Source organism: Glaciibacter sp. 2TAF33, assembly GCF_052114945.1.
GTDB lineage: Bacteria > Actinomycetota > Actinomycetes > Actinomycetales > Microbacteriaceae > Cryobacterium.
Genome location: NZ_JBFRFS010000021.1, coordinates 62346 through 83287, shown reverse-complemented (window position 1 = coordinate 83287; position 20942 = coordinate 62346). Strand labels below are relative to the sequence as shown.

The following is a 20942-nucleotide window of genomic DNA, read 5'->3' as shown; positions in this document are numbered from 1 at the left end:
TCCACGGTCAGGCTGTTGGTCTCAGCGACCAGGATCTGCGCGTGCCGGTACCCGGCGTCCCCCGCCGCCAGGGCGGCGAGGGTGTCGGGGAGGGTATGCACCAGGGCCCGGGACTCCTCGAGCAGGTTCTCCGCGGACGGCGCCGGGAGGCGCAGCCCGCACCCGAGTTCCGCGACCAGCGACCGGCGGGCGATCACCGGACTCAACACCGACACCCCGCGGTCACGTTCGCTGTGGACCCGGACCGCGTCGATCGCGACCGCCCGCGCCGCGAACGCGGCAGCGACCACCCGGTCCGCGTCGAACACCGCGTCCAGCAGCCGGCACTGCTCATCCAGGAACACCGCCCCCGGCGACAACCCGACAGCACCCGAAACGCCGGCGACGGGCGGGACGGCGTCGGGCGGGGCGGTGGTGTCGGGCCGGGTGCCTGAAATGGGGACGGCAGGAGCGTCGGGCAGGGTGTCTGCAATGGGGTCGGCAGGAGCGTCGGGCCAAGGCCCGGTGTCGGCGGGGACGCCCCGCTGCGTGCCGGTCGTGACATCGGGCGGCGGCGGCGCCGGTCGGTACCGACCGGGTGGGAGTGGTGTGTTTTCCATGCCCCCAGGGTCTCACCCACCACCGACATTCCAGCGCCCGGAAATGCCTGCTGACCAGCACCTGTGGATAACTCTCTGACGAATTTCGCCTGTGGATAACTCTCCGGCCGGCCGCCGAGGCGCCCGACTCTCGCGCCGTCCGCCCGGCGTCAGCACACGCGCTGCCGAGCCTTAAATCCGAGCCGCCAATCAGTCGCGCTGCCGAGCCGTCAATCGGCCAGCGTGCCACCCGCCGGCGTGCGACCCACGGCGAGGCGGAATGCATTCACCAGCCGGTAACCGCCCGCAGCCACCCGGAACCGTTGCGCCGCTTCGATCACAGTCGCCGCTCCCGCCTCAAGGCCGGCTTCGTCCTCTCCAAGCAATACGCCGCGCACCAGGGTGTCGTCAGCCGCTGGTTCCCAGGGCAGCTCGACCAGCCGGCCGGCCACAAGGTCGAGTCCGGCCTCCGCGAAGAGTTCCTCGAGCCCACCCTGCTGCCGCAGGTCGCCGTCCGGGAGCATCCGCTCACCCGCAGCGAGCGCCACTGCTTCTTCAATCACACTGAGGTCATTCCGGGCGGCTTCTGCCCAATTGGCAACCGCGACCAGTCCGCCTGGAATGACCACGCGCACGATCTCACGCAGTGCATCCACGGTGTCCTCCGCGAATTGCAGTGAGTTGACGGCGGTGACGACGTCGAATGACGCGTCCGGCCAGGGAACCCGCTCCACCGAACCGACGCGCACGTCGACGCCCGGAACCAGCGTCCGTGCCCGTTCAACCATTCCAGGTGCCGGGTCGATGCCGACGCCGATCGCCCCCAGCTCCGTGACCAGTGCAAGGAATTCGCCGCTCCCGCACCCGACATCCAACACCCGCGAACCCGGGCCGATCCGGGTTGTCTCGACGACCGCGCGGCGAGCAGGCTCGGCGAACCCGCCCCACAGCACTGACCAGTCCGCTGCTATGCGCGACCAGCCATCGTCATGTTCACCGCTCAACGGTCGGCGTCTCCGATGCCACCGGCATCCCTGGCCGTGGCTTCCAGCGTCGCCCGATAGGTCTCCCACCAGCCGTCGTCGGCCGGCGGGAGGTTGTCGTTGTCTTTCCGCATCCCCGCGGCACCATCGATCAGCTCGCGCACGATGTCCGCGTGCCCGGCGTGCCGGTGGGTCTCAGCGATCATGTGAACCAGGATCTGGTGGAGCGTCACGTCGCTCCGATCGTCGGCCCACCACGGCACGCGGCCCGGAGCGTCGAGCGGCAGCGCGTCGATCGTGGCATCGGAGTGCGACCACACCCGGTGGTACAGCTCGATCACGCTCTGCCGGGACTCGTCCCGGGTGGCCCACATATCGGCGTTCACGTCGGCGTCGTCGGCAAGCCACGGCAACGCCTCACCGAACGGCCGACCGAAGACGTCACCGAGGTACCCGGCTTCGACGCTGGCCACATGTTTGACCAGCCCGAGCAGGTTGGTGCCGGTCGGCACGAGCGGGCGTCGAACGTCGTATTCCGACAGGCCCTCGAGCTTCCAGAGCAGCGCCTCGCGGCCGGCTCGCAGGTAGCGATGGAGGTCGGCCTTCGCAGTGTAGTCGGTCATCCCACTACCCTCCCAGATTCCGCCGGGCCACGCTCGCGTGCCGGCGAACCCGCCTTCACCGGGGCATCCGCTTACATCGCGGGGCCGCAGACGGCGCGAACGCATGCGACCAACGCATGCGACCAGCGGATGCGACGGGTCAGGCCGCGACGTACACCGGCGCGAGTTGGTCCTGCAGCGATGCCAGCAGGAGCGGCAGCTGGTCCGACGGGGCGCCTGGAGCCTCCGGGTGCCACTGCACCCCGGTGATCGGCGCCGACTCGTGTTCGAGCCCTTCGACGAGGCCGTCCGGAGCGAGTGCAGCTGCGACGAGCCCGGTGCCGAGGGCACCGACGGCCTGGTGGTGCGCGCTCTGCACTTCGATCTCCCATTCGCCGAACGCCCGGGCCAGGCCGCTGTCGGCCAAGAGTGTGACACCGTGCGTGGAGAGGACCTGCTCGATCGGCACCCCCGCGTTGCGGTGGATGCCGCCGTCGCCGATGTGCTGCACGATCGTACCGCCGAGGGCCACGTTGATGATCTGGAGGCCACGGCAGATCCCGAGAAGGGGCGTGCCCTCGGCGAGTGCGCGCCGCACCACGGCGATCTGGCCCTCGTCGGCCCGAGCGTAGTGACGCGATTCCCCTTCATAACCGGGCTGGCCGCCGTAGTAATGGGGAGCGATGTCCTCACCACCGACGATGACGATGGCGTCCGCGCCGGCGGTCGCTGCGAGCAACTCGCTCGTGGTGGCATCCGCTGCGGCATACCGCGTGGCCCGCCACCCGCCACGTTCGGCATCGCGCACGACCCTACCGATCAAGGTCTGCACCTTGGCGTGATACGCGGGTTGGTCTGGGCGTTCACGCGTGACCTCGACGACGGCAAGCTGCGGCACGGCACGGTGCGGCACGGCACGGTGCGTCGCGTCACGGTGCGTCGCGGCACGGTGCGGCGCGGCACGGTGCGGCGCGTCGGCGGTGGTCATGAACCCAGTCTGCAGAGAGGCAGCGGATGCCGCGACCGGCCGCGTAACAGGCCGCAACATGCAGCCGTCCGGCCGCGTGCGGTGATGGGGAAGCGTTGGCGGCCCCGGAGGCTGCCGCTCTTCTGGACGTTCACCGGGGGTGCCTCTAAGCTCGGCGTGAGCGGTATCGATGCGAAAAGGTGGGCGATGCGGGCACAACGGGGGCGAAGACGATGGGCGCTGGGGGCCGGACTGCTGGCCGTGGCGTTGGTGGGGATGCCCACTGCGGCTCACGCCGAGGATCCGGTTGATTTCTCCTCCAGCCACATCGCCGACAAAGTAGGCGCCCTGGGCGACCGCGAACCCGAGGTGCAGGCGGCGATCGACTCGCTGTACGCCGATACCCGGGTCGACCTGTACGTGGTTTACGTCGACAGCTTCACCGGGGCAGCCGACCGGCAGCAGTGGGCCGCACAGACCGCGGACAAGAACGGCATGGGCGTCAACGACGTGCTCCTCGCCGTCGCGACCGGCGACCGCCAGTACCAGCTGTCCGTTGACCCCGGTTTCCAGCTGACGGATGCGCAACTCACGGACGTGCAGGTCAATGCGGTCGAGCCCGCGTTGCGAGAGAACGACTGGGCCGGCGCCGGGATCGGCGCCGCGGAAGGACTCGCGGCGACCATCAACGGGGAGGCCGTCACCGCGCCAGACATCACGCCCGGCGAGGTGGCGCCCGGCGGTGGCGGGAACGGCTGGGGATTCCTCTGGCTCCTTGTCATCGCCGTCCTGGTCATCGGGGCGATCATCTTCCTGGTGGCACGGCGACGGCGCGTCTCGACAGGCCCGACCACCGGGGCAGGCTCGACCGGCGGCGTAGGCGGGGCGACGGGCGCTCCGCCGATTCCCACCGCCGAACTCAAGCAGCGCGCCGGCAGCGCCCTCGTGCAAACCGACGACGCGATCAAGACCAGCGAGCAGGAACTCGGGTTCGCGATCGCCCAGTACGGGACCGAGGCCGCCCAGCCGTTCCGCGCCGCGTTGGCTACCGCCAAGCAGCAGATCACGCAGGCCTTCACACTGCAACAGAAGCTCGACGACGCCGTCCCAGACACCGAGGAACAGGCCCGCGCCTGGTACTCCGAAATCATCGCCCTCTGCGAGAAATCCAACGCGGCGCTGGACGAACAGGCCGACTCCTTCGACGAGCTCCGCGCGCTCGAAAAGAACGCCCCGCAAGCCGCGGCATCCGTTGCAGCCGAATTCCCGGGCCTGCTGCAGCGGATCGGCCAGGCCGAGACCCAGTTGGCGTCGCTCGCGCAGGGCTACACCCCGGCGGCGATCGCCACCGTCTCAGACAACCCGGCGCAGGCGCGGGAACGGGTCACCTTCGCCCAGGCGGCCCTGGCCGACGCGAACGGCAAACTCACGGCCGGCGACAGCGGCGCCGCGGCGGTGGGCATCCGTGCCGCCGAGGACGCGACAGAGCAGGCCAAACTGCTGCTCGACGCCATCGACCGCCGCGCCGCCGACCTGAAGGACGCCGCGCAGGATGTCACCGCGACGATCACCGACCTGCAAACCGACCTGATCAGCGCCCGCGCACTTCCGGCCGGCACGAGCGCCGGGGCCGCAGCCGGCGCTCCCGGTGTGATCGCCGCGACCGAGCAAGTGGTCGCCGATGCACAGAACCGACTGGCCGCCGGACCGATCAACCCCCTCGACCTCGTGAGGCGCCTCGAGGCGGCGAACCAGCAGATGGATGCGATGCTGAACAGCGTGCGGGATGCGCAGGCGCAGGCGCAACGTGCCCAGGCGGCGCTCGGGCACACCATGCTGACCGCTCGCAGCCAGGTGTCGGCAGCGGAGGACTTCATCACTGCGCGGCGCGGTGCGGTCGGCGCCGAGGCGCGCACGCGACTGGCCGAGGCCGGCAGGCTCCTGGTTCAAGCGGAGTCGTTGGCGCAATCCGACCCGCCCGCGGCACTAGCCGTCGCCGAGCGGGCCAATTCGCTCGGCGCTGAGGCGATCCGTCTGGCCCAGGACGACGTGAGCGGATTCGGCGACGCCGGTATCGGCTCGGGCGGCATGCTCGGCGGCGGACGCAGTTCCGGCGGTGGCAACGGCATGATGGGTGCCATCCTCGGCGGCATCATCATCAACTCCGTGCTCGGTGGAGGCGGAGGCGGAATGTTCGGCGGCGGCGGAGGCGGGATGTTCGGCGGCGGCGGCCGCCGCGGAGGAGGCGGAGGCTTCGGCAGTGCCGGAAGTTTCGGCGGCAGCGGCACCCGGTCCCGGCGCGGTGGAGGCGGCCGGTTCTGACCATCCACCCACACGACCTCACCTGGTTCCCACCCGGAGCATCCGCCCAGCACGTCTCACCATCCCAACCGAGTAATACCCGAAAGGACACTGCAATGACGAAACAGTCCATCTTTGGCCGCATCGCCCAGCTGGCGAAGGCCAACATCAACGCAATGCTCGACTCCGCCGAGGACCCGAAGTTGATGCTCGATCAGATGGTGCGCGACTACACCAACAGCATCGCCGACGCCGAGAGCGCCATCGCGGAGACCATCGGCAACCTTCGACTGCTCGAGGACGACCACCGGGAAGACGTGGAGGCCGCCGGCGAATGGGGCAATAAGGCGCTCGCCGCCAGCCGCAAGGCCGACGAGTTGCGCACCGCCGGCAACGCGACGGATGCCGACAAGTTCGACAACCTGGCCAAGGTCGCGCTCGGCCGCCAGCTTCAGTCCGAGAAGGAAGCAAGGGCCGCGGAGCCGCAGATCGCCTCGCAGACCACGGTGGTCGACCAGCTCAAGAATGGCCTCAACGCGATGAAGGAGAAGCTCGGACAGCTCTCGTCCAAGCGTGACGAATTGATCGCGCGGGCGAAGACGGCGCAGGCACAGACCCAGGTGATGGACGCAGTGAAGAGCATCGACATCATGGACCCGACCAGCGAGGTCAGCCGGTTCGAGGACAAGATCCGTCGCGAGGAGGCGAAGGTGCGCGGGGCGAGCGAGTTGGCGGCGTCCAGCCTGGACGCCCAGTTCGAGAGCCTCGAAGACATCGGGGAACTCACCGAGGTCGACGCCCGGCTTGCCGCGCTGAAGGCGGGCTCCTCCTCCTCTTCCTCCTCCTCCTCCTCCTCCTCCTCCTCCTCCGCCTCCCCCGCCTCCCTGGAGCAGTAGCCTCCTCCGCCGAGAACGCACTTGTTGGGGTTATGACGCCCGTTTAAGCCCAACAAGTGCGTTTTCGCGGGACGGGGTGTGCGCGCAACGGAGCATACTGGTGAGCGTGTCCCCCACATACGTTGTCGTGCCGCAGTGGCAAGGTTCGGTGTCCACCCGCGCGATGCGCCTGAGCGACGGCGCGGAGGCGATCCGGGGCGACCTGCCGGCATCCGTCACCCGCCTGGTCGACGTCCCCTCCGAAGCCGGCGACGCCCAGGGCAGCGGCGTGCATCGCTACTCGGCCCTCCTGACGGTACGTGAGCGGATGTCCACGGCCCTCGACACGCTCCCGGACTGGGCGCTCACCATCGGCGGCGACTGCGGCGTCTCCCTCGCCGCCGTCGAGTCGGCGTCGCTGCGGCACCCGGAAGATTTGGCGGTGGTCTGGTTCGACGCGCACGCCGACCTCCACACGCCCGAGTCATCGATCTCGGGCGCCTTCACGGGGATGGTGCTGCGCGCGATCACCGGCGAGGGTGCGGACGGGCTGGCGCTCGGCCCCGGCGCCGTGCCGCTGGAACGCGTGGTGCTGGCCGGAACGCGCGACCTCGACCCCGCCGAGGACGTGCTGATCGCCGAGCGCGGGGTGGCCAGTCTCACCACGGATGCCGTGGCCTCCGTTGATGCGCTGGTCGACGCCGTGCGCGCCACCGGCGCGAGCCGGGTCTACCTCCACATCGACCTCGACGTGCTCGACCCGGCCGAACTCCAGGGCCTCGCCAACCCGCTGCCGTTCGGGCTCAGCGTGCAGGCGCTCTCCGCCGCGATCATCGAGCTCCGGGCGCAATTCGGCCTGGCCGGCGCCACCATCGCCGGCTTCGCACCGTCGTCACCGGATGCCGCAGGCGACGACCTGTCCGCGATCCTGCGGCTGATCGGCGCCCTGACCCGCTGAGCCGGTGAGCTGCTGGCGCCTCGGCCCCAGGGCCGCCTTGGCGGTCGTTGTGCACAACAGCGGGGATTTTCCACATTCCCGCCCGAAATCGTGCGAATAGGGCCGTTGCGGGGAAAATCCCCGCTGTTGCGCACGGCCCGCTCCCGGATGTGCACGGCCGTCGTGCCGCTCGCTAGCATGGAGTCCGCGTAGCGGCGCAGGTGGCGCCGGTGCCGTCGAGGGAGACACGTGGCCGACTCAGAGGACCAGCAGCCGAGGATCATCACCGAACGCCGCGGCCACGTGCTGCTGATCGGCCTCAACCGGCCCGAGAAGCGCAATGCCGCCGACTTCGCCCTGCTGCAGCAGCTCGCCCTCGCCTACGGTGAGCTGGAGCGGGACCCCGAGCTCCGCGCCGGGCTGGTCCACGCGATCGGCGACCACTTCACCGCCGGCCTCGACCTCGCCGACATCGGCCCCCGCCTGGGACCCGCCGGCATCGACATCGTGCCGGACGGCGGGATCAACCCGTGGCAGGTCGACGGCCAGTCGTTGAGCAAGCCGGTGGTGATCGCCGTGCAGGGAACCTGCCTCACCCTCGGCATCGAGCTGATGCTCGCCAGCGACATCGTCGTCGCCGCCGAGTCCACGACGTTCGGCCAGATCGAAGTCGCCCGCGGAATCCTGCCGTTCGGCGGGGCAACGATCCGCTTCCCGCGCGCCGCCGGCTGGGGCAACGCGATGCGGTGGATCCTCACCGGCGACACGTTCGACGCCGGCGAGGCGCACCGCATCGGGCTGGTGCAGGAGGTCGTCCCGGACGGCACCCAGTTCGACCGCGCCCTCGAGCTGGCCGAACGCATCGCGGCGCAGGCACCGCTGGCCGTCCAGGCCACCCTCGCAAACGCCCGCACCGCGGTACGGGACGGCAGCGCCGCCGCCGAAGCCGAGCTGCAGCCGACCCTGTCCCGGCTGGCCGCCACCGCAGACGCCCGCATCGGAATGGAATCCTTTTTCACCCGGCGGCCGGCGGAATTCATCGGCCGCTGAGCGGCCGCCTGGGCGTCCCCGCTGATCACTGTCGGTCAGCGGATGCCCCGGGGTAGGCTGCCAGCACACCGCTTGGACAGGGGACGCAATGACGACTGAACCAGAGACCGGCGACCCGACGCCAGGGACCGCCACGCCCGCGACCGGCAAGACAACACGGCAGACCTACGACGTGATCGTGCTCGGCGGGGGCGCCGTAGCCGAGAACGTGGCCGATCGCACCGTGCAGGGTGGCCTGTCCACGGTGATAGTCGAGAGCGAACTCGTCGGCGGCGACTGCTCGTACTGGGCCTGCATGCCGTCCAAGGCGCTGCTGAGAAGCGGCGCCGTCGTGAACGCCGCCCGACGCGTCGGCGGTGCGCGTGAGGCGGTCACCGGCGACGTCGATCCACTGGCCGTGCTGAAGCGCCGCAACACCATCGTGCACGAGTGGTCGGATGAGGGCCAGGTGAGTTGGCTGGACTCGACCGGGATCGCCCTGGTTCGAGGATTCGGGCGGCTGAGCGGCGTGCGCGAAGTGACCGTCACCGGCAGCGACGGGAACCTCACCGTACTGACGGCGAACCACGCCGTTGTGGTGAGCACCGGTTCGGCCCCCTTGCTCCCCGACATCCCCGGCCTCGACACGGTCGATCCGTGGTCGAGCCGGGATGCGACATCCGCCCAGACGATCCCGGAGAGCCTGGCGATCATCGGCGGCGGTGTGACGGCGGTGGAGATGGCGCAGGCCTACGCGTCGCTGGGCAGCCGGGTCACCCTCATCGCCCGCAGCGAGATCCTCCGCGGGACGGAGCCGTTCGCCGGTGAGATGGTGACGAAGGGGCTGCGCACCAACGGCGTGACCGTGCACTCGGGCACGAAGCCGCTGCAGGTGGTGCGGAACCAGGCCGGCCGCGTTGAACTCTCCCTGTCCAACGGCGAAACGGTGACATCGACCGAGGTGCTCGTTGCCACCGGACGCGTCCCGCGCACCGATGACATCGGCCTGGACCAGGTCGGGCTGGCGCCGGGCGACTGGCTCAGCGTCGACGACACCATGAGGGTCCAGGGCGATTCCCCCGACCTCGCCGACGGCTGGCTGTACGCCACCGGGGACGTGACCCACCGCGCGCTCCTCACCCACCAGGGCAAGTACCAGGCGCGGGCGGCCGGCGATGTGATCACCGCACGGGCCACCGGCAAGCCGGTCGACGACGCGCCCTGGGGTGCGCACGTGGCGACAGCAGACCACACCGCCGTTCCGCAGGTGACGTTCACCGATCCGGAGGTGGCATCGGTGGGGCTCACCGCGGCGGCCGCCGAGAAGGCGGGATACCGCATCCGTTCGCTGGACTACGACCTCTACAACCTTGCCGGCACCACCGAGCTGGCGGATGACTACTCCGGGCAGGCCCGCGCGGTGGTAGACCTCGACCGTGAGGTGCTGCTCGGGGTGACGTTCGTCGGGCAGGACGTGGCCGAACTGCTGCACGCGGCGACGATCGCGATCGTCGGCGAGGTGCCGATCAGCCGGCTGTGGCACGCCGTTCCCAGTTATCCCACGATCAGCGAGGTGTGGCTGCGCTTCCTCGAAGCCTACGGTCGGCCTGACGACCTACGCTAGGGACGTGCGCCGTCTCCTCTTCGACTCCCCCCTCAGCCGTGCCGGTTACCTCTATGCCACCGCGGTCGGCCTTCTCTGGGGCTCCGTGTGGAGCACCGGACGGGTCGAACGGCGCGGCGGCCTGATCGTCTTCCGCGGCCTGCCGAAATGGGCTTTCGGTCGTGGCGGGTCGTGCGTGGGCGGATGCTACCTGACCAACCACAACGTGTCAGACGACGTGCTCGAACACGAGGCCGTGCACAAACGGCAGTGGCAGCGGTACGGCATGGTCTTCCCGCTGCTCTACTTGCTCGCCGGGCGTGATCCGTTGAAGAACCGATGGGAGATCCAGGCCGGCCTGGCCAAGGGTGGCTACCTGGGGGTCTCGACAAGCTCGACCACCGACAAGCTCGACCACCGCTGATCGAGCCTGTCGAGATCATCCAGTCAGCGGATGCCGGCGGTGCCGTCCCGCGGGATCACCAGCGGCGTGTGTGACTCGGGATCGTCGATCACCACGCACGGCAGGCCGAAGACGTCCTGCACCAGGTCAGCGGTGAGGATTCCGGCCGGGTCGCCCTGGACGACGATGCGGCCCTGTTTCATCACGACCAGGTTCGTCGCGTAGCGGGCGGCCTGGTTGAGGTCGTGCAGCACCGCGACCAGGGTGCGGCCCTCCCGGTGAAGCCGGGCGCAGAGCTCGAGCACCTCGTATTGGTGGGCGATGTCGAGGAACGTCGTCGGCTCGTCGAGGAGCAGCAACTCGGTTTGCTGGGCGAGCACCATGGCGATCCACACCCGCTGGCGTTGGCCGCCGGAGAGTTCGGCCACGTAGCGGTCGGCGAGTTCGTCACTGCCGGTGCGGGAGAGCGCGTCGGCCACGGCCCGTTCGTCGTCGGCCGACCACTGCCGCAGCAGGCCCTGGTGCGGGTACCGCCCCCTCCCGACGAGGTCGCGCACGGTGATCGCCTCCGGCGCGATGGGGCTCTGCGGCAGCATCGCCAGCTGCCGGGCCACGGCGCGACTGCGGTAGGAGTCGATCGGCTTCCCGTCGAGCAGCACCCGGCCGGCCGCCGGCCGGAGCGTGCGGGACAGGGCTTTCAGCAGGGTGGACTTGCCGCAGGCGTTCGGGCCGACGATCACGGTGAAGCCACCGGTGGGGATGTCGATCGACAGGTCGTCCACGACGACGCGGCGGTCATAGGCCAGGCGGAGGTCGCGTGCGGAGAGCCGGCTTCTGCCGGCGCCGCTCCCGGTCGCCCGGTCGCTGGCACGATCGATGGAAGCCACTAGACGGTCCCCTTCTTCCATTCGGTGATGAGCAGGTAGCCCAGGTACAGGCCGCCGAGCGTTGCGGTGAGGATGCCCACCGGTAGTTGCACGTCGAACGGCAGCTGCTGTGCGAGCAGGTCGGCGAGGGTGAGCAGGAAGGCGCCCATCAGCGCGGCGAGCAGCACCGCCGGCCCGGGCGTGCGACTGAGGCGCTTGGCGATCTGCGGGGCGACCAGGGCGATGAACGCGATCGGGCCGGACACGGTGACGGCCGCCGTTGCCAGCCCGATCGCGACCAGGATGGCCAGCAGACGGGTGTTCGCGGTGCGCGCGCCGAGGGCATCCGCTTGTTCGTCGCCCATCTCCACCAGCTGCAACCGGCGGCTGAGGACCAGCGCGCACGGCACCAGCAGCACAATGGACACCCAGATGATCGCGGCGTGGCCCCAGTTTCGGGCAGCGAGGCTGCCGGTGAGGTACGCGGCGAGCACCGTCGCCTGCTCGAGGCCGACCCGGGAGATCACGTATTGCACGAACGCGAGGGCCATCGCCGAGACACCGATGCCGACCAGGAGCATGCGGCTGGGCGACGAGAAGCCACGGCCGGTGCCGAGCCAGACCAGCGCCATCGCGGCGAGGGCGCCGGCCAGTGCGCCGACGGGCAGCGGCAGGATGCCGGTCCAGAGCAGCCCGAAGGCGGCGGCGCCGGCGGATGCACCCGCGGTGAGGCCGATCACATCGGGGCTGCCGAGGGGGTTGCGGGTGACGGTCTGGAACAGCGTGCCGGCCACGGCGAACGCGGCTCCGGCCGCGATCGCGGTGGCCAGCCTCGGGCCACGCAGCACACCGAACACGATCCGGTCGGGTCCGGTGCCGCCGCCGAGGACGGCCGCGATGAGGTCGCCGGGTGCGATACCGAGCCGCCCGAGGGTGAGGGTGAGCAGAGCGACCACGAGGAGCCCGAGCAGAAGCAGCGACCCGATGGTGAGCGAGCGGCGCCGCACCGGGATGCTCAGCCAGGTTCCGAAACGGATGACGCCGCCCGGGTCGGCTGGACCGCTCGCGGCCGCCATCAGGCCGCCCTCATCCGGCGCACCACGAGCAGCAGTATCGGGCCTCCCACGAAGGCCATGACGATGCCGACCATGAGCTCGGCCGGGCTGACGATGACGCGGCCGATCACATCCGCTGCGAGCAGCAATGCCGGACCGACGACAATGCAGTACGCCAGCAGCCAGCGGTGATCGCTGCCGGTGACCGAGCGGACGATGTGCGGCACGGCCAGCCCGACGAAGGCGATCGGCCCGACCGCGGCGGTCGACGCCGCGCACAGCAGGGTGGTCGCCACGGCACCGAGGATGCGGGTGCGTCCGACGTGCGCGCCGAGCGCCCGGGCGGTCTCGTCGCCGAGGGCCAGAGCGTTGAGCGAGCCGGCGAGCGCCAGCGCCAGCAGCAATCCGACGACGACGAACGGGAGGATGTCGACAGCGAGCTGCGGGTCGCGGCCGGCGAGCGACCCGATCACCCAGAACCGGTAGGAGTCGAAGACCTTCGGCAGGCTCAGGGTGACCGCCTGGATGTAGGCGGCCAGCACCGCGGAGACCACGACACCGGCCAGCACCAGGCGCACCGGTGTCGCCCGGCCACGGCCTGACCCGATCAGGTACACCACGACGACGGCGACGAACGCGCCGGGCAGGGCCACCCAGACGCTGGTCGCCGCGGAACCGAGCCCGAGGAACGCGGAACCCGTGACAATCGCGGCCGCCGCTCCCGTATTCACCCCGAACAGGCCGGGGTCGGCGAGCGGGTTGCGCGTGATTCCCTGCATCACGGCACCGGCCGCCGCGAGGCTCGCCCCGACCAGAAGGCCGAGGACGGTGCGCGGGATGCGACTGGCGACGACGGTGGCCGCGTAGCCGTCACCCGCGCCGCCCTGACCCAGGAGCGCGTTCCAGACATCCGCCAGTGGCAGCGACTTGGTGCCGACGGCCAGGCTGAGCAGCACGACCAGGCCCAGGACGACCACCATGACGGCCAGGCCCGCCAGTCTCAGGGGCGCGCGCCTGCGAGGGCCGTGGACCGGGGTCCCGGCCCTCGGCAGGCTGGAGGCGAGCGTCATCGCGCTTCGGAGCGGTGCATGAGCCCTACGCTACTGCGCCCGCTATTTCGTCACCTTCGCCGCGGCGTCGGCGATCATCGGAATGTACTTGTCGAGCGCCCACGGCACGGACAGCGGCGTGATCATGCTGGACGCCATGCCGAGCTGGTTGTCGATGCTCGGCACATAGGAGCCGCGCGCGACCGCCGGGATCTGCGCGAACAGCGGTTGCGCCTCAATGGTCTTCTGGTTGGCCGCGTCGTTGAACCAGGTGAACACCACGTCCACGTTCTTCAGCAGGTCGGCCCGCTCCAGGCCGACGGTGGAGCTGAACGTCCCGGCGGTCAGGGGCACCGCGGCGACTGTCGGGTCGAGGGTCATGCCGAGGCCCGAGATGAGGTCGACCCGCGGGTCGCCGGCCTGGTACAGCGACAGCGTGCCGGGCTCGGCGGCATAGACGTAGGCGAAGCTCAGGCCCGTGAAGCCCGGATACTGGGCCGCAGCGTCGGCGATTTCGGTCTTGACGGTGGAGACCAGGGCCGCCGCTTCCGTGCTCTTGCCCATCGCCTTGCCGATGATCTCGATCTGGTCGTCCCAGGCGGTGCGCCACGCGTCACCGGGGTAGGCGACGGTGGGGGCGACGGCGGAGAGGGTGGCGTACTCCTCGGCCGAGATGCCGGACTGGGGGGCCAGGACCAGGTCGGGCCCCAGGGCGAGGATCGACTCGACATCGATCTCCGGGTAGACGTTGAAGGTGGTCGGCAGCGTGTCACCCCTGGCTTCGATCGCGTCACGCACCCAGGGGAAGTACTGGTCCTTGTCGCCGCCCCAGGTTGCCGCCTCGACGCCGACCGGGGTCGTGCCGAGTGCCACGACGGTGTCAGCGGTGCCCCACCCGATCGTGACGATGCGTTTGGGAATGCTCGGGATGACGGCATCGCCGAGGGAACTGCTGATCGTGACCGGGAAGGACCCGTCGCTCGCCGCGGCCGGCTCCGAGGCGCCGGCGCCGGTGGAACCCGTGGCGCAGCCGGCGAGGAGCAGTGCAGCTGCGGCGGCGATCGCCACTGACGTGGCAGCGCGCGCTGTGAAGCCTCGTGACATCGGTCGAATCGAGTGGTTCAGGCGCACAGTGGTTCCCTTCGGTGGCGCGTGGGGATGGGTGTGGGGCGTGGATTCGTGGATCGAGCCGGTGCTAGTTGGCTTCGGCGTGGCCGGCTCGCCAGTAGCCCATGAAGGCGACCTGACGGCGGTCAATGCCGGTCTCCGAGACCAGGAAACGGCGGAGGGTCTTGATGACCCCCGCCTCTCCGGCCAGCCAGGCGTAGAGGTCGGCGCCACGGTGGGTCTCCTCCGGCACTTCCCAGAGGATGTCGTGTTCGATGTCGACATCGGCGAGCCGGCCGACCGGCAGCGCCGGTCCCGTCTCTGCCATGCTCACTGACCGGGTGGTCCAGTCGCGCACGGCAGCTTCGAGCGCTGTGCCGTGCTGGCCGGCGGCCTTCGCGCGGGCCAGCCAGGTGACCTGCACGCCGTCGGGGGCGGCGGTGTCCATGGCATCCGCTTCGTGTGGCACTTCGATGAACGCGCAGCCGCGGGCGTCGCGGGGCAGCGCCGCGAGGATCGCGCAGATCGCGGGCGCCGCGGTCTCGTCGCCGGCCAGCAGCACCGAGCGGGCGTCACCGGGGCGCCATTCCACGCCGGAGTGCGGGTTCTCGCCGAGGGCGTTCGGGCCGACGATGGTGAGTTCGTCGCCGATGGCGGCGTGGGTGACCCAGCGGGAGGCCGGGCCGGCCTCACCGTGGGCCACGAAGTCGATGTCGATCTCCCGCGCGGCGGGACGCACGGCGCGCACCGTGTAGGTGCGGATCGGGTTGCGGTGCGTGTCGGGCAGCAGGCGCCAGGCCTGGTACCAGGACTCGTCGTCCGGCAGCGGCGAGATGCCGACCTCGGGCAGCGGCAGGATGACCTTGACCCGCTGGTCGAGGCCGACGGTGCCGAAGTCGTGCAGGTCCGGGCCGGTGAAGGTGACCCGCGTGAACGTGTCAGAGAGGCGACGGATGCCCGCGACGGATACCGCGAAGGGCCGGTAGCTGGGTCTCACCGGGGCGGGGGCCGCGGCAGTCGCGGCCGGAGCGGGGGCGATCGTCGAAGTAAGCACGCCCTAAGTATGGCATGCCTAACCTAAGTCACAAACCCGCCTGGGGGACGCCCAGCCGGGCCTGGCGGACGCCGTACCGGTCCGTCAGGCGGTTGCTCCCGTTGGGGCCGACCAAGGCAGTGATCCGGCCTGGCGCCAGTTCGATGGATGCCTCGTGCACGACGGACGTGCCGTTGTAGCTGAGTGTAAGAGCGCGTCCTTACCTAAGTTGTCCACTCGGCCGATCCGAACGGTGTGACCGCCGTGGACGTCGCGGAGCATCCGTTGGAGGGCTGCCCGGCCGACGCCCGCTCCCCACACCATTGAGGGGCCGACTTGTCCTGGTCGCAGACGCGCTGCACCAGGACAAGCTGGCCCCTCACCAGGTTGTGCGGGTCGAGCTACTCGGCGACGCCCACGTACTCGGCGGCCTCGTTGGCGGATTCCGCGCCCGACGCGAGGTTCAGGCGCAGGGCCGCACCCAGCGTGGCGTCGACCTGGGTCCAGTACCAGATGGCGCGTTCGCGCACCTCGTCACGGGTCACTCCGCTGACCGCGCCGGTGATGGTCTCCAGGAAGCGGGCCTTCGCCGCGTCATCGTAAACCTCGCGGTACAGCGTGCCGGCCTGGCCGAAGTCGCTGTCCTCGGAGCGCAGGGTCGCCGCCGCGCGCACCAGGGCGCCATCGCTCTCCCAGCTTCCGGCGCCCGCGGCAGCGGCATCCGCTTCCGGGCCGCCGAGGGAGTTCGGGGCGTAGACCGGCGTGGTCGGCGCGTTGAAGGTGTGCCGGCTCGCGCCGTCCTGGGTGTAGGTGTTCACCGGAGCCGCGTGCGGCGAGTTCACCGGGATCTGGTTGTAGTTGGCGCCCAGGCGGTAGCGCTGCGCGTCTGGGTAGGAGAAGATGCGCGCCATCAGCATCTTGTCCGGGCTGGCGTCGATGCCCGGAACCAGGTTGGCCGGCGAGAACGCCGCCTGCTCGATCTCGGCGAAGTGATTCTGCGGGTTGCGGTTCAGGGTGTGCGTCCCAACCTTGATCAGCGGGTAGTCGGCGTGCGGCCAGACCTTGGTGACGTCGAACGGGTTGAACCGGTAGGTCTTGCCGTCTTCGTACGGCATCACCTGCACGTGTACGTCCCACGACGGGAAGTTGCCGGCCTCGATCGCCTCGTACAGGTCGCGGCGGTAGTAGTCGGCATCCGCTCCGGCGATGAGCTCGGCCTCTGAACCCTCGATCTCGATGTTGCCCTGGTTCGAGGTGAAGTGGTACTTCACCCAGAAGCGCTCGCCGGCGGCATTGATCCACTGGTAGGTGTGGGAGCCGAATCCGGGCATCTCACGCCAGGAGCGGGGCAGGCCACGGTCGCCCATCAGGTAGGTGACCTGGTGCGCGGACTCCGGGGAGAGAGTCCAGAAGTCCCACTGCATGTCGGCATCGCGGAGGCCGCTGCCCGGGAGGCGCTTCTGCGAGTGGATGAAGTCGGGGAACTTGATGGCGTCGCGGATGAAGAACACCGGGGTGTTGTTGCCGACGATGTCGTAGTTGCCCTCTGTCGTGTAGAACTTCACCGAGAAGCCGCGCACGTCGCGCCAGGTGTCGGGCGAACCCATCTCGCCGGCGACACTGGAGAAGCGGTGCAGGGTCTCGGTGCGGGCGCCGGGCTGGAACACGGCGGCCGTGGTGAACCGCGACACGTCTTCGGTCACGACGAACTCACCGAACGCTCCGCCACCCTTGGCGTGCACGATGCGCTCCGGGATCCGCTCGCGGTTGAACTGCGCGAGCTTCTCGACCAGGTACCGGTCGTGCAGCGCGGTCACGCCGTCCGGTCCGGCGGTCAGCGAATGCGCGTCACTGGCAATCGGCGTGCCGGTCTGCGAGGTGGTGGGCTTCGGCGTGGCGTCGGTCATAGTGCTCCCTTGGGTTCGGTTGGTCGACAGGAATAAGAACGGATGCGGCGGGCGCGGCGGGTGGGACCGGTCACGACTGGGCGAGCTCCCGCTGGCAGTTCGCGCAGAGTCCCCAGAAGGTGACCTCCGCCGACTGCACGGCGAACCCGCCAGTATCGGCCGGCGTCAGGCAGGGCGCCTCGCCCACGACGCATTCGATGTCGTGCACCGCGCTGCAGCGGCTGCAGACGGCATGGTGGTGGTTGTCGCCGACACGGCGCTCGAAGCGCGCCGGGGAACCGGCCGGTTCGATCCGGCGCACCAGCCCGGCCCCGGTGAGGGCGGTCAGCACCCCGTATACGGCCTGCAGCGACGTGCCCGGAAGGTCGGCGTGAACCGCGGCGAACAGGTGCTCGGCGTCGGCGTGCGGGGCGTCGGCGAGGGCGTGCATCACGGCAAGGCGGGGCGCCGTGAGCTTGAGGCCCGCCGAGCGGATGCTGTCCGCAAGAGCCTGCTCCCCCGCATCCGCTGTCTCGTGCACTCCCGTTGCCATGCCTCCACCCTAGCGGTTGTTTTGAGTCACTCAAAACAACCCGCAGGGGCGGGCGATCAAGGCGCGGTCGAAACGGCGCCGCGCGCCCGCCGTGGCGGTGGCGCCCCGCCGATTCGGGCGCGCCGACGGGCAGGGCGCGGTGGGCGGGCGGGGCCAGGCGGGTAGCGGGGCGCGGGGCGGGGGGTCAGATTCCGGGCGGCACCCCAGCGCTCCCGATCGTGACGGGTCGCGGGTGAGGTTTCCGGGCGGGACGCGAGGATGCGCCCGAAACGGCGCCACGCGCCCGCCTTAGCGGTAGCGCCCCGCCGTTTCGGGCGCGACGAGGGCGCGGGCGGGGCCGAGGCGGGTCGCGGGGCGCGGGGTCAGATTCCGGGTGGCACCCCAGCGCTCCCGATCGTGACGGGTCGCGGGTGAGGTTTCCGGGCGGGACGTGAGGATGCGCGCCTGAAACGGCGCCACGCGCCCGCCATAGCGGTAGCGCCTCGCCACTTCGGGCGCGCGGGAAGATCCGGGCAGGGCGTAACCGGGCGCGGGTCCCGATACCAGGCAGGGCAGGGCGTGACGGGGCGCGTGGGTCAGACCCCGGGCGGGACCCGGTGCTGCCAGCGGATGCGCCGCTCAAGTTGGGCGCCGAGGGCGAACAGGGTCGCCTCGCCGCCCGGGCGCCCGATCAGCTGCACGCCCATCGGCAGGCCGGCACTGGTCTGGTGCACCGGCAGCACGATCGCCGGCAGTCCCGACACGTTGATCATGGAGGTGAACGGCGTGTACTGCACCTGCTGCTCGAAGTTCCGCTCACCGTCGTCCTGGTCGTACCAACCGACCGGCCGCGGGGTCAGCGCCAGGGCGGGCGTGAGCACCGCGTCGAACCGCGACAGTTGTGCGATGAACGAGCGCTCGTAGGCGGCCAAGGCCGCGAGGGCCTCAGCGAGCACGCGGGCCGACAGCGCGCGACCGCGGTGCAGCAGCCAGCGGGTGAGCGGCTCCAGTAACTGCTCAGCCTCCGGCGTCTCGGCCGGGATCCCGGCGGCACTGGCCTGCCAGATGGTGCGGAACGCGGGCGGGTAGGTGTCGTCCTGCAGCAACGCGGCCGGTTCGATGCCGTGCCCGAGCGCCGAGAATTCGGCCACGGCCGCGTCGAGCGCCACGATCGCTTCAGGGTCGAGGGTGATCTCGTAGGCGTCGTCCCAGGCCGACGTCGTCATCACCCCGAGCTGGAACCGGCCCTCGCCGCGCACCGCGGACGCCAGCAGCGGAACGTCAGCGCCCGGCGCGCGCAGGGCGAAGTGATGCTCGGGGCGGCCACCGCGCGGGGTGATCATCGCGTCAAGCAGCAGGGCCGCGTCCGTGACAGTGCAAGCCAGCGGGCCGGCCACGCCGAGGCCCCCGAGCTTGTCGATTCCGGATGCCGCCGGCACCCTCCCGCGCGACGGCTTCACTCCCACAAGCCCACATGCCGCGGCAGGAATACGAACGGAACCGCCACCGTCGGAGCCGGGTGCGAACGGCAGCATCCGGGCGGCGACGGCGACCGCGGCTCCTCCGCTCGAGCCTCCGGCGCCGAGAGACGGGTCCCAGGGGTTCCGGGCCGGCGGTGACGCGAGGCTCTCGGTGTACGAGGGCAAGCCGAACTCCGGTGTGTTGGTCTTGCCGAGGCTCACCGCGCCGGCGTCGTCGAGCGCCCGCACCAGGTCGTCCGACTCGTCGGGCACGAAGTCCGCCATCAGCCGCGACCCGAACCGCGCTGGAACCCCGGCCCGGAGCTGCAGGTCCTTGTCGCCGAACGGCAGGCCCCAGAGCGGCACGGTGCGCGGGACCGCAGCCTCGACGTGACGGGCCCGCGCGAGGGCGGCATCCGCTGTCACGGTGACGAAGGCGCCGAGGCCGGGGTTCAGTGCGTCGATGCGGCGGAGGTAGTGCTCTGTCAGCTCGGCCGGGCTCACCTCGCTGCGCTGCAGCGCCTGCCATTGTTCGAGTGCGGAGAGCTCGTGCAGTTCGGCCATTCCCCGAGCCTAGCCACCGTCGGCTCGGCGGCCGCTCACAGCAGGTCGGTGGCGGGCGCAGCGTTCGGGGCGGGGTCGGTGTCGCGTCGGCGGCCGGGTGACCGCCGAGCGACCCCAACACGTGCGCGCTTCGAGGAAGCGCGAGCGCGGCATCCGTCATGCTTCTTCGTGCACGACCCCGCGCCCTGCGCCCCGCCGGCGCTAGCCTTGACCCATGGGCCGCGCAACGTACAACCCGATCGGAACCACCGCACTCGTCACCGGCGCCTCGAGCGGGCTCGGCATCGGCTACGCGCACCAGCTCGCCGAACGCGGCGCCGACCTCGTTCTCGTCGCCCGCCGGCAGGACCGGCTCGAGGGCCTCGCGGTCGAGCTGGCCGAGAAGTACGGCACCGAGTCCACCGTGATCCCGATGGACCTGGCCAGGGCGGATGCCGCTTCAGTCCTGGTCGCCGACCTGCATGACCGCGGCGTCACCGTCGGCACCCTGGTCAACAGCGCCGGGTTCGGCACCTACGGCAACTTCGTCGACCTCGACCCGGCCAGGGAGATGGAGGAGGTGGACGTCAACGTGCGCACCCTCACCGCCCTGACTCAGGCCCTGCTGCCCGACCTCCTGAAGACGGCGCTGGAGAATCCGCACAGCGCCGCCCTGGTGAACCTCGCCAGCCTCGCCGCATTCCAGCCGGTGCCGCACATGGCGGTGTACGGCGCCAGCAAGGCGTACGTACTGAGCTTCACCGAGGCGCTCTGGTATGAGACCCGGCGCGCCGGTCTGAAGGTCACCGCGGTGTGTCCCGGTTCGGTGCGCACCGAGTTCCGCCGGGTGGCCCAGAACGAAGAGGCGGCGTACGGCGGCTACATGGAGGTGGACGACGTGATGAAGGCGACCTTCGCGGCGCTGGACCGGGCATCCGTTCCACCGCACGTCGTCCCCGGTGCGCAGAACACGGTGTACGCGCGCTTGACGACGCTCGCGCCGCGTCGCGTGGTGCTGGCCACCATCGGCCGCCACAGCATCCCCGGCCGCACCAACTAGCGCCCGCGCCCCATTCTCTCCTCGCCGAGAACGCACTCGTTGGGGTTATCCGGGGCTTTTAAACCCAACAAGT

The 20942-nt window shown here is 70.5% G+C and carries 18 protein-coding genes and 1 pseudogene; 7 read left to right on the top strand and 12 right to left on the bottom strand.

The window, feature by feature from the left end:
• The 4 genes and pseudogenes from AB4Y94_RS17490 to AB4Y94_RS17475 form a co-directional block, all read right to left on the bottom strand.
• Positions 1-599 (bottom strand): annotated as a pseudogene (locus AB4Y94_RS17490) (hypothetical protein); the annotation flags it as partial.
• Positions 600-808: 209 nt separating this feature from the next.
• Positions 809-1582 (bottom strand): class I SAM-dependent methyltransferase, encoded by a 774-nt coding sequence (locus AB4Y94_RS17485; protein ID WP_441729296.1) that lies wholly within the window; start codon positions 1580-1582, stop codon positions 809-811.
• The gene (locus tag AB4Y94_RS17480; protein WP_441729295.1) at positions 1579-2184 is read right to left on the bottom strand and encodes a DinB family protein; all 606 of its coding nucleotides are present in this window, start codon (positions 2182-2184) and stop codon (positions 1579-1581) included. Before AB4Y94_RS17480 ends, AB4Y94_RS17485 begins: the two co-directional genes overlap by 4 nt.
• A gap of 139 nt (positions 2185-2323) precedes the next feature.
• Positions 2324-3151, bottom strand: coding sequence for a gamma-glutamyl-gamma-aminobutyrate hydrolase family protein (locus tag AB4Y94_RS17475; RefSeq protein WP_441729294.1), 828 nt, complete (start codon positions 3149-3151; stop codon positions 2324-2326).
• A 186-nt stretch (positions 3152-3337) separates the two neighbouring features.
• Between AB4Y94_RS17475 and AB4Y94_RS17470 the strand changes: the two genes are divergently transcribed.
• The 6 genes from AB4Y94_RS17470 (at position 3338) to AB4Y94_RS17445 (ending at position 10299) form a co-directional block, all read left to right on the top strand.
• A complete protein-coding gene (locus AB4Y94_RS17470; RefSeq protein ID WP_441729293.1) occupies positions 3338-5452 on the top strand; it encodes a TPM domain-containing protein in 2115 nt (704 codons plus the stop codon).
• A 95-nt stretch (positions 5453-5547) separates the two neighbouring features.
• Positions 5548-6327, top strand: coding sequence for a PspA/IM30 family protein (locus AB4Y94_RS17465; protein ID WP_441729292.1), 780 nt, complete (start codon positions 5548-5550; stop codon positions 6325-6327).
• 106 nt (positions 6328-6433) lie between these two features.
• Entirely contained in the window at positions 6434-7264 is an 831-nt protein-coding gene (locus AB4Y94_RS17460; RefSeq protein ID WP_441729291.1) for an arginase family protein, read from the top strand.
• Between the two features lie 228 nt (positions 7265-7492).
• Positions 7493-8293: a crotonase/enoyl-CoA hydratase family protein gene (locus AB4Y94_RS17455; protein WP_441729290.1), complete on the top strand. Its 801-nt coding sequence runs from the start codon at positions 7493-7495 to the stop codon at positions 8291-8293.
• Between the two features lie 88 nt (positions 8294-8381).
• On the top strand, positions 8382-9896 hold the full coding sequence (locus AB4Y94_RS17450) for a dihydrolipoyl dehydrogenase family protein (RefSeq protein ID WP_441729289.1): 1515 nt from the start codon (positions 8382-8384) through the stop codon (positions 9894-9896).
• Between the two features lie 4 nt (positions 9897-9900).
• Entirely contained in the window at positions 9901-10299 is a 399-nt protein-coding gene (locus AB4Y94_RS17445; RefSeq protein WP_441729288.1) for a Fe-S oxidoreductase, read from the top strand.
• A 23-nt stretch (positions 10300-10322) separates the two neighbouring features.
• Here the strand turns inward: AB4Y94_RS17445 and AB4Y94_RS17440 are convergent, their stop codons facing one another.
• The 8 genes from AB4Y94_RS17440 to AB4Y94_RS17405 form a co-directional block, all read right to left on the bottom strand.
• Complete coding sequence (locus AB4Y94_RS17440; protein WP_441729287.1) at positions 10323-11186, bottom strand: ABC transporter ATP-binding protein; 864 nt, start codon at positions 11184-11186, stop codon at positions 10323-10325.
• Positions 11165-12220 carry a FecCD family ABC transporter permease gene (locus AB4Y94_RS17435; protein ID WP_441729286.1) on the bottom strand — a complete coding sequence of 352 codons (1056 nt, stop codon included), beginning with the start codon at positions 12218-12220 and terminating at the stop codon, positions 11165-11167. Before AB4Y94_RS17435 ends, AB4Y94_RS17440 begins: the two co-directional genes overlap by 22 nt.
• Positions 12220-13179, bottom strand: coding sequence for a FecCD family ABC transporter permease (locus AB4Y94_RS17430; protein ID WP_441729285.1), 960 nt, complete (start codon positions 13177-13179; stop codon positions 12220-12222). The genes AB4Y94_RS17435 and AB4Y94_RS17430 overlap by 1 nt, the downstream gene beginning before the upstream one ends.
• A gap of 132 nt (positions 13180-13311) precedes the next feature.
• Complete coding sequence (locus tag AB4Y94_RS17425) at positions 13312-14352, bottom strand: iron-siderophore ABC transporter substrate-binding protein (RefSeq protein WP_441729284.1); 1041 nt, start codon at positions 14350-14352, stop codon at positions 13312-13314.
• Between the two features lie 91 nt (positions 14353-14443).
• A complete protein-coding gene (locus tag AB4Y94_RS17420; protein WP_441729283.1) occupies positions 14444-15409 on the bottom strand; it encodes a siderophore-interacting protein in 966 nt (321 codons plus the stop codon).
• Positions 15410-15789: 380 nt separating this feature from the next.
• A complete protein-coding gene (locus AB4Y94_RS17415; RefSeq protein WP_441729282.1) occupies positions 15790-17295 on the bottom strand; it encodes a catalase in 1506 nt (501 codons plus the stop codon).
• 70 nt (positions 17296-17365) lie between these two features.
• Positions 17366-17827, bottom strand: coding sequence for a Fur family transcriptional regulator (locus AB4Y94_RS17410; RefSeq protein ID WP_441729281.1), 462 nt, complete (start codon positions 17825-17827; stop codon positions 17366-17368).
• A 575-nt stretch (positions 17828-18402) separates the two neighbouring features.
• The gene (locus AB4Y94_RS17405; protein WP_441729280.1) at positions 18403-19830 is read right to left on the bottom strand and encodes an amidase; all 1428 of its coding nucleotides are present in this window, start codon (positions 19828-19830) and stop codon (positions 18403-18405) included.
• A 214-nt stretch (positions 19831-20044) separates the two neighbouring features.
• Here AB4Y94_RS17405 and AB4Y94_RS17400 point away from each other — a divergent pair, with 214 nt between their 5' ends.
• A complete protein-coding gene (locus AB4Y94_RS17400; RefSeq protein ID WP_441729279.1) occupies positions 20045-20869 on the top strand; it encodes an SDR family NAD(P)-dependent oxidoreductase in 825 nt (274 codons plus the stop codon).
• Positions 20870-20942 lie beyond the last annotated feature (73 nt).

Coding starts and splice junctions, on each gene's coding strand:
- AB4Y94_RS17465 (WP_441729292.1), top strand. CDS start 5,548: ATGACGAAACAGTCCATCTTTGGCCGCATCGCCCAGCTGGCGAAGGCC.
- AB4Y94_RS17470 (WP_441729293.1), top strand. CDS start 3,338: ATGCGGGCACAACGGGGGCGAAGACGATGGGCGCTGGGGGCCGGACTG.
- AB4Y94_RS17480 (WP_441729295.1), bottom strand. CDS start 2,184: ATGACCGACTACACTGCGAAGGCCGACCTCCATCGCTACCTGCGAGCC.
- AB4Y94_RS17475 (WP_441729294.1), bottom strand. CDS start 3,151: ATGACCACCGCCGACGCGCCGCACCGTGCCGCGCCGCACCGTGCCGCG.
- AB4Y94_RS17430 (WP_441729285.1), bottom strand. CDS start 13,179: ATGGTGGTCGTCCTGGGCCTGGTCGTGCTGCTCAGCCTGGCCGTCGGC.
- AB4Y94_RS17425 (WP_441729284.1), bottom strand. CDS start 14,352: ATGTCACGAGGCTTCACAGCGCGCGCTGCCACGTCAGTGGCGATCGCC.
- AB4Y94_RS17435 (WP_441729286.1), bottom strand. CDS start 12,220: ATGGCGGCCGCGAGCGGTCCAGCCGACCCGGGCGGCGTCATCCGTTTC.
- AB4Y94_RS17450 (WP_441729289.1), top strand. CDS start 8,382: ATGACGACTGAACCAGAGACCGGCGACCCGACGCCAGGGACCGCCACG.
- AB4Y94_RS17405 (WP_441729280.1), bottom strand. CDS start 19,830: ATGGCCGAACTGCACGAGCTCTCCGCACTCGAACAATGGCAGGCGCTG.
- AB4Y94_RS17440 (WP_441729287.1), bottom strand. CDS start 11,186: ATGGAAGAAGGGGACCGTCTAGTGGCTTCCATCGATCGTGCCAGCGAC.
- AB4Y94_RS17400 (WP_441729279.1), top strand. CDS start 20,045: ATGGGCCGCGCAACGTACAACCCGATCGGAACCACCGCACTCGTCACC.
- AB4Y94_RS17415 (WP_441729282.1), bottom strand. CDS start 17,295: ATGACCGACGCCACGCCGAAGCCCACCACCTCGCAGACCGGCACGCCG.
- AB4Y94_RS17410 (WP_441729281.1), bottom strand. CDS start 17,827: ATGGCAACGGGAGTGCACGAGACAGCGGATGCGGGGGAGCAGGCTCTT.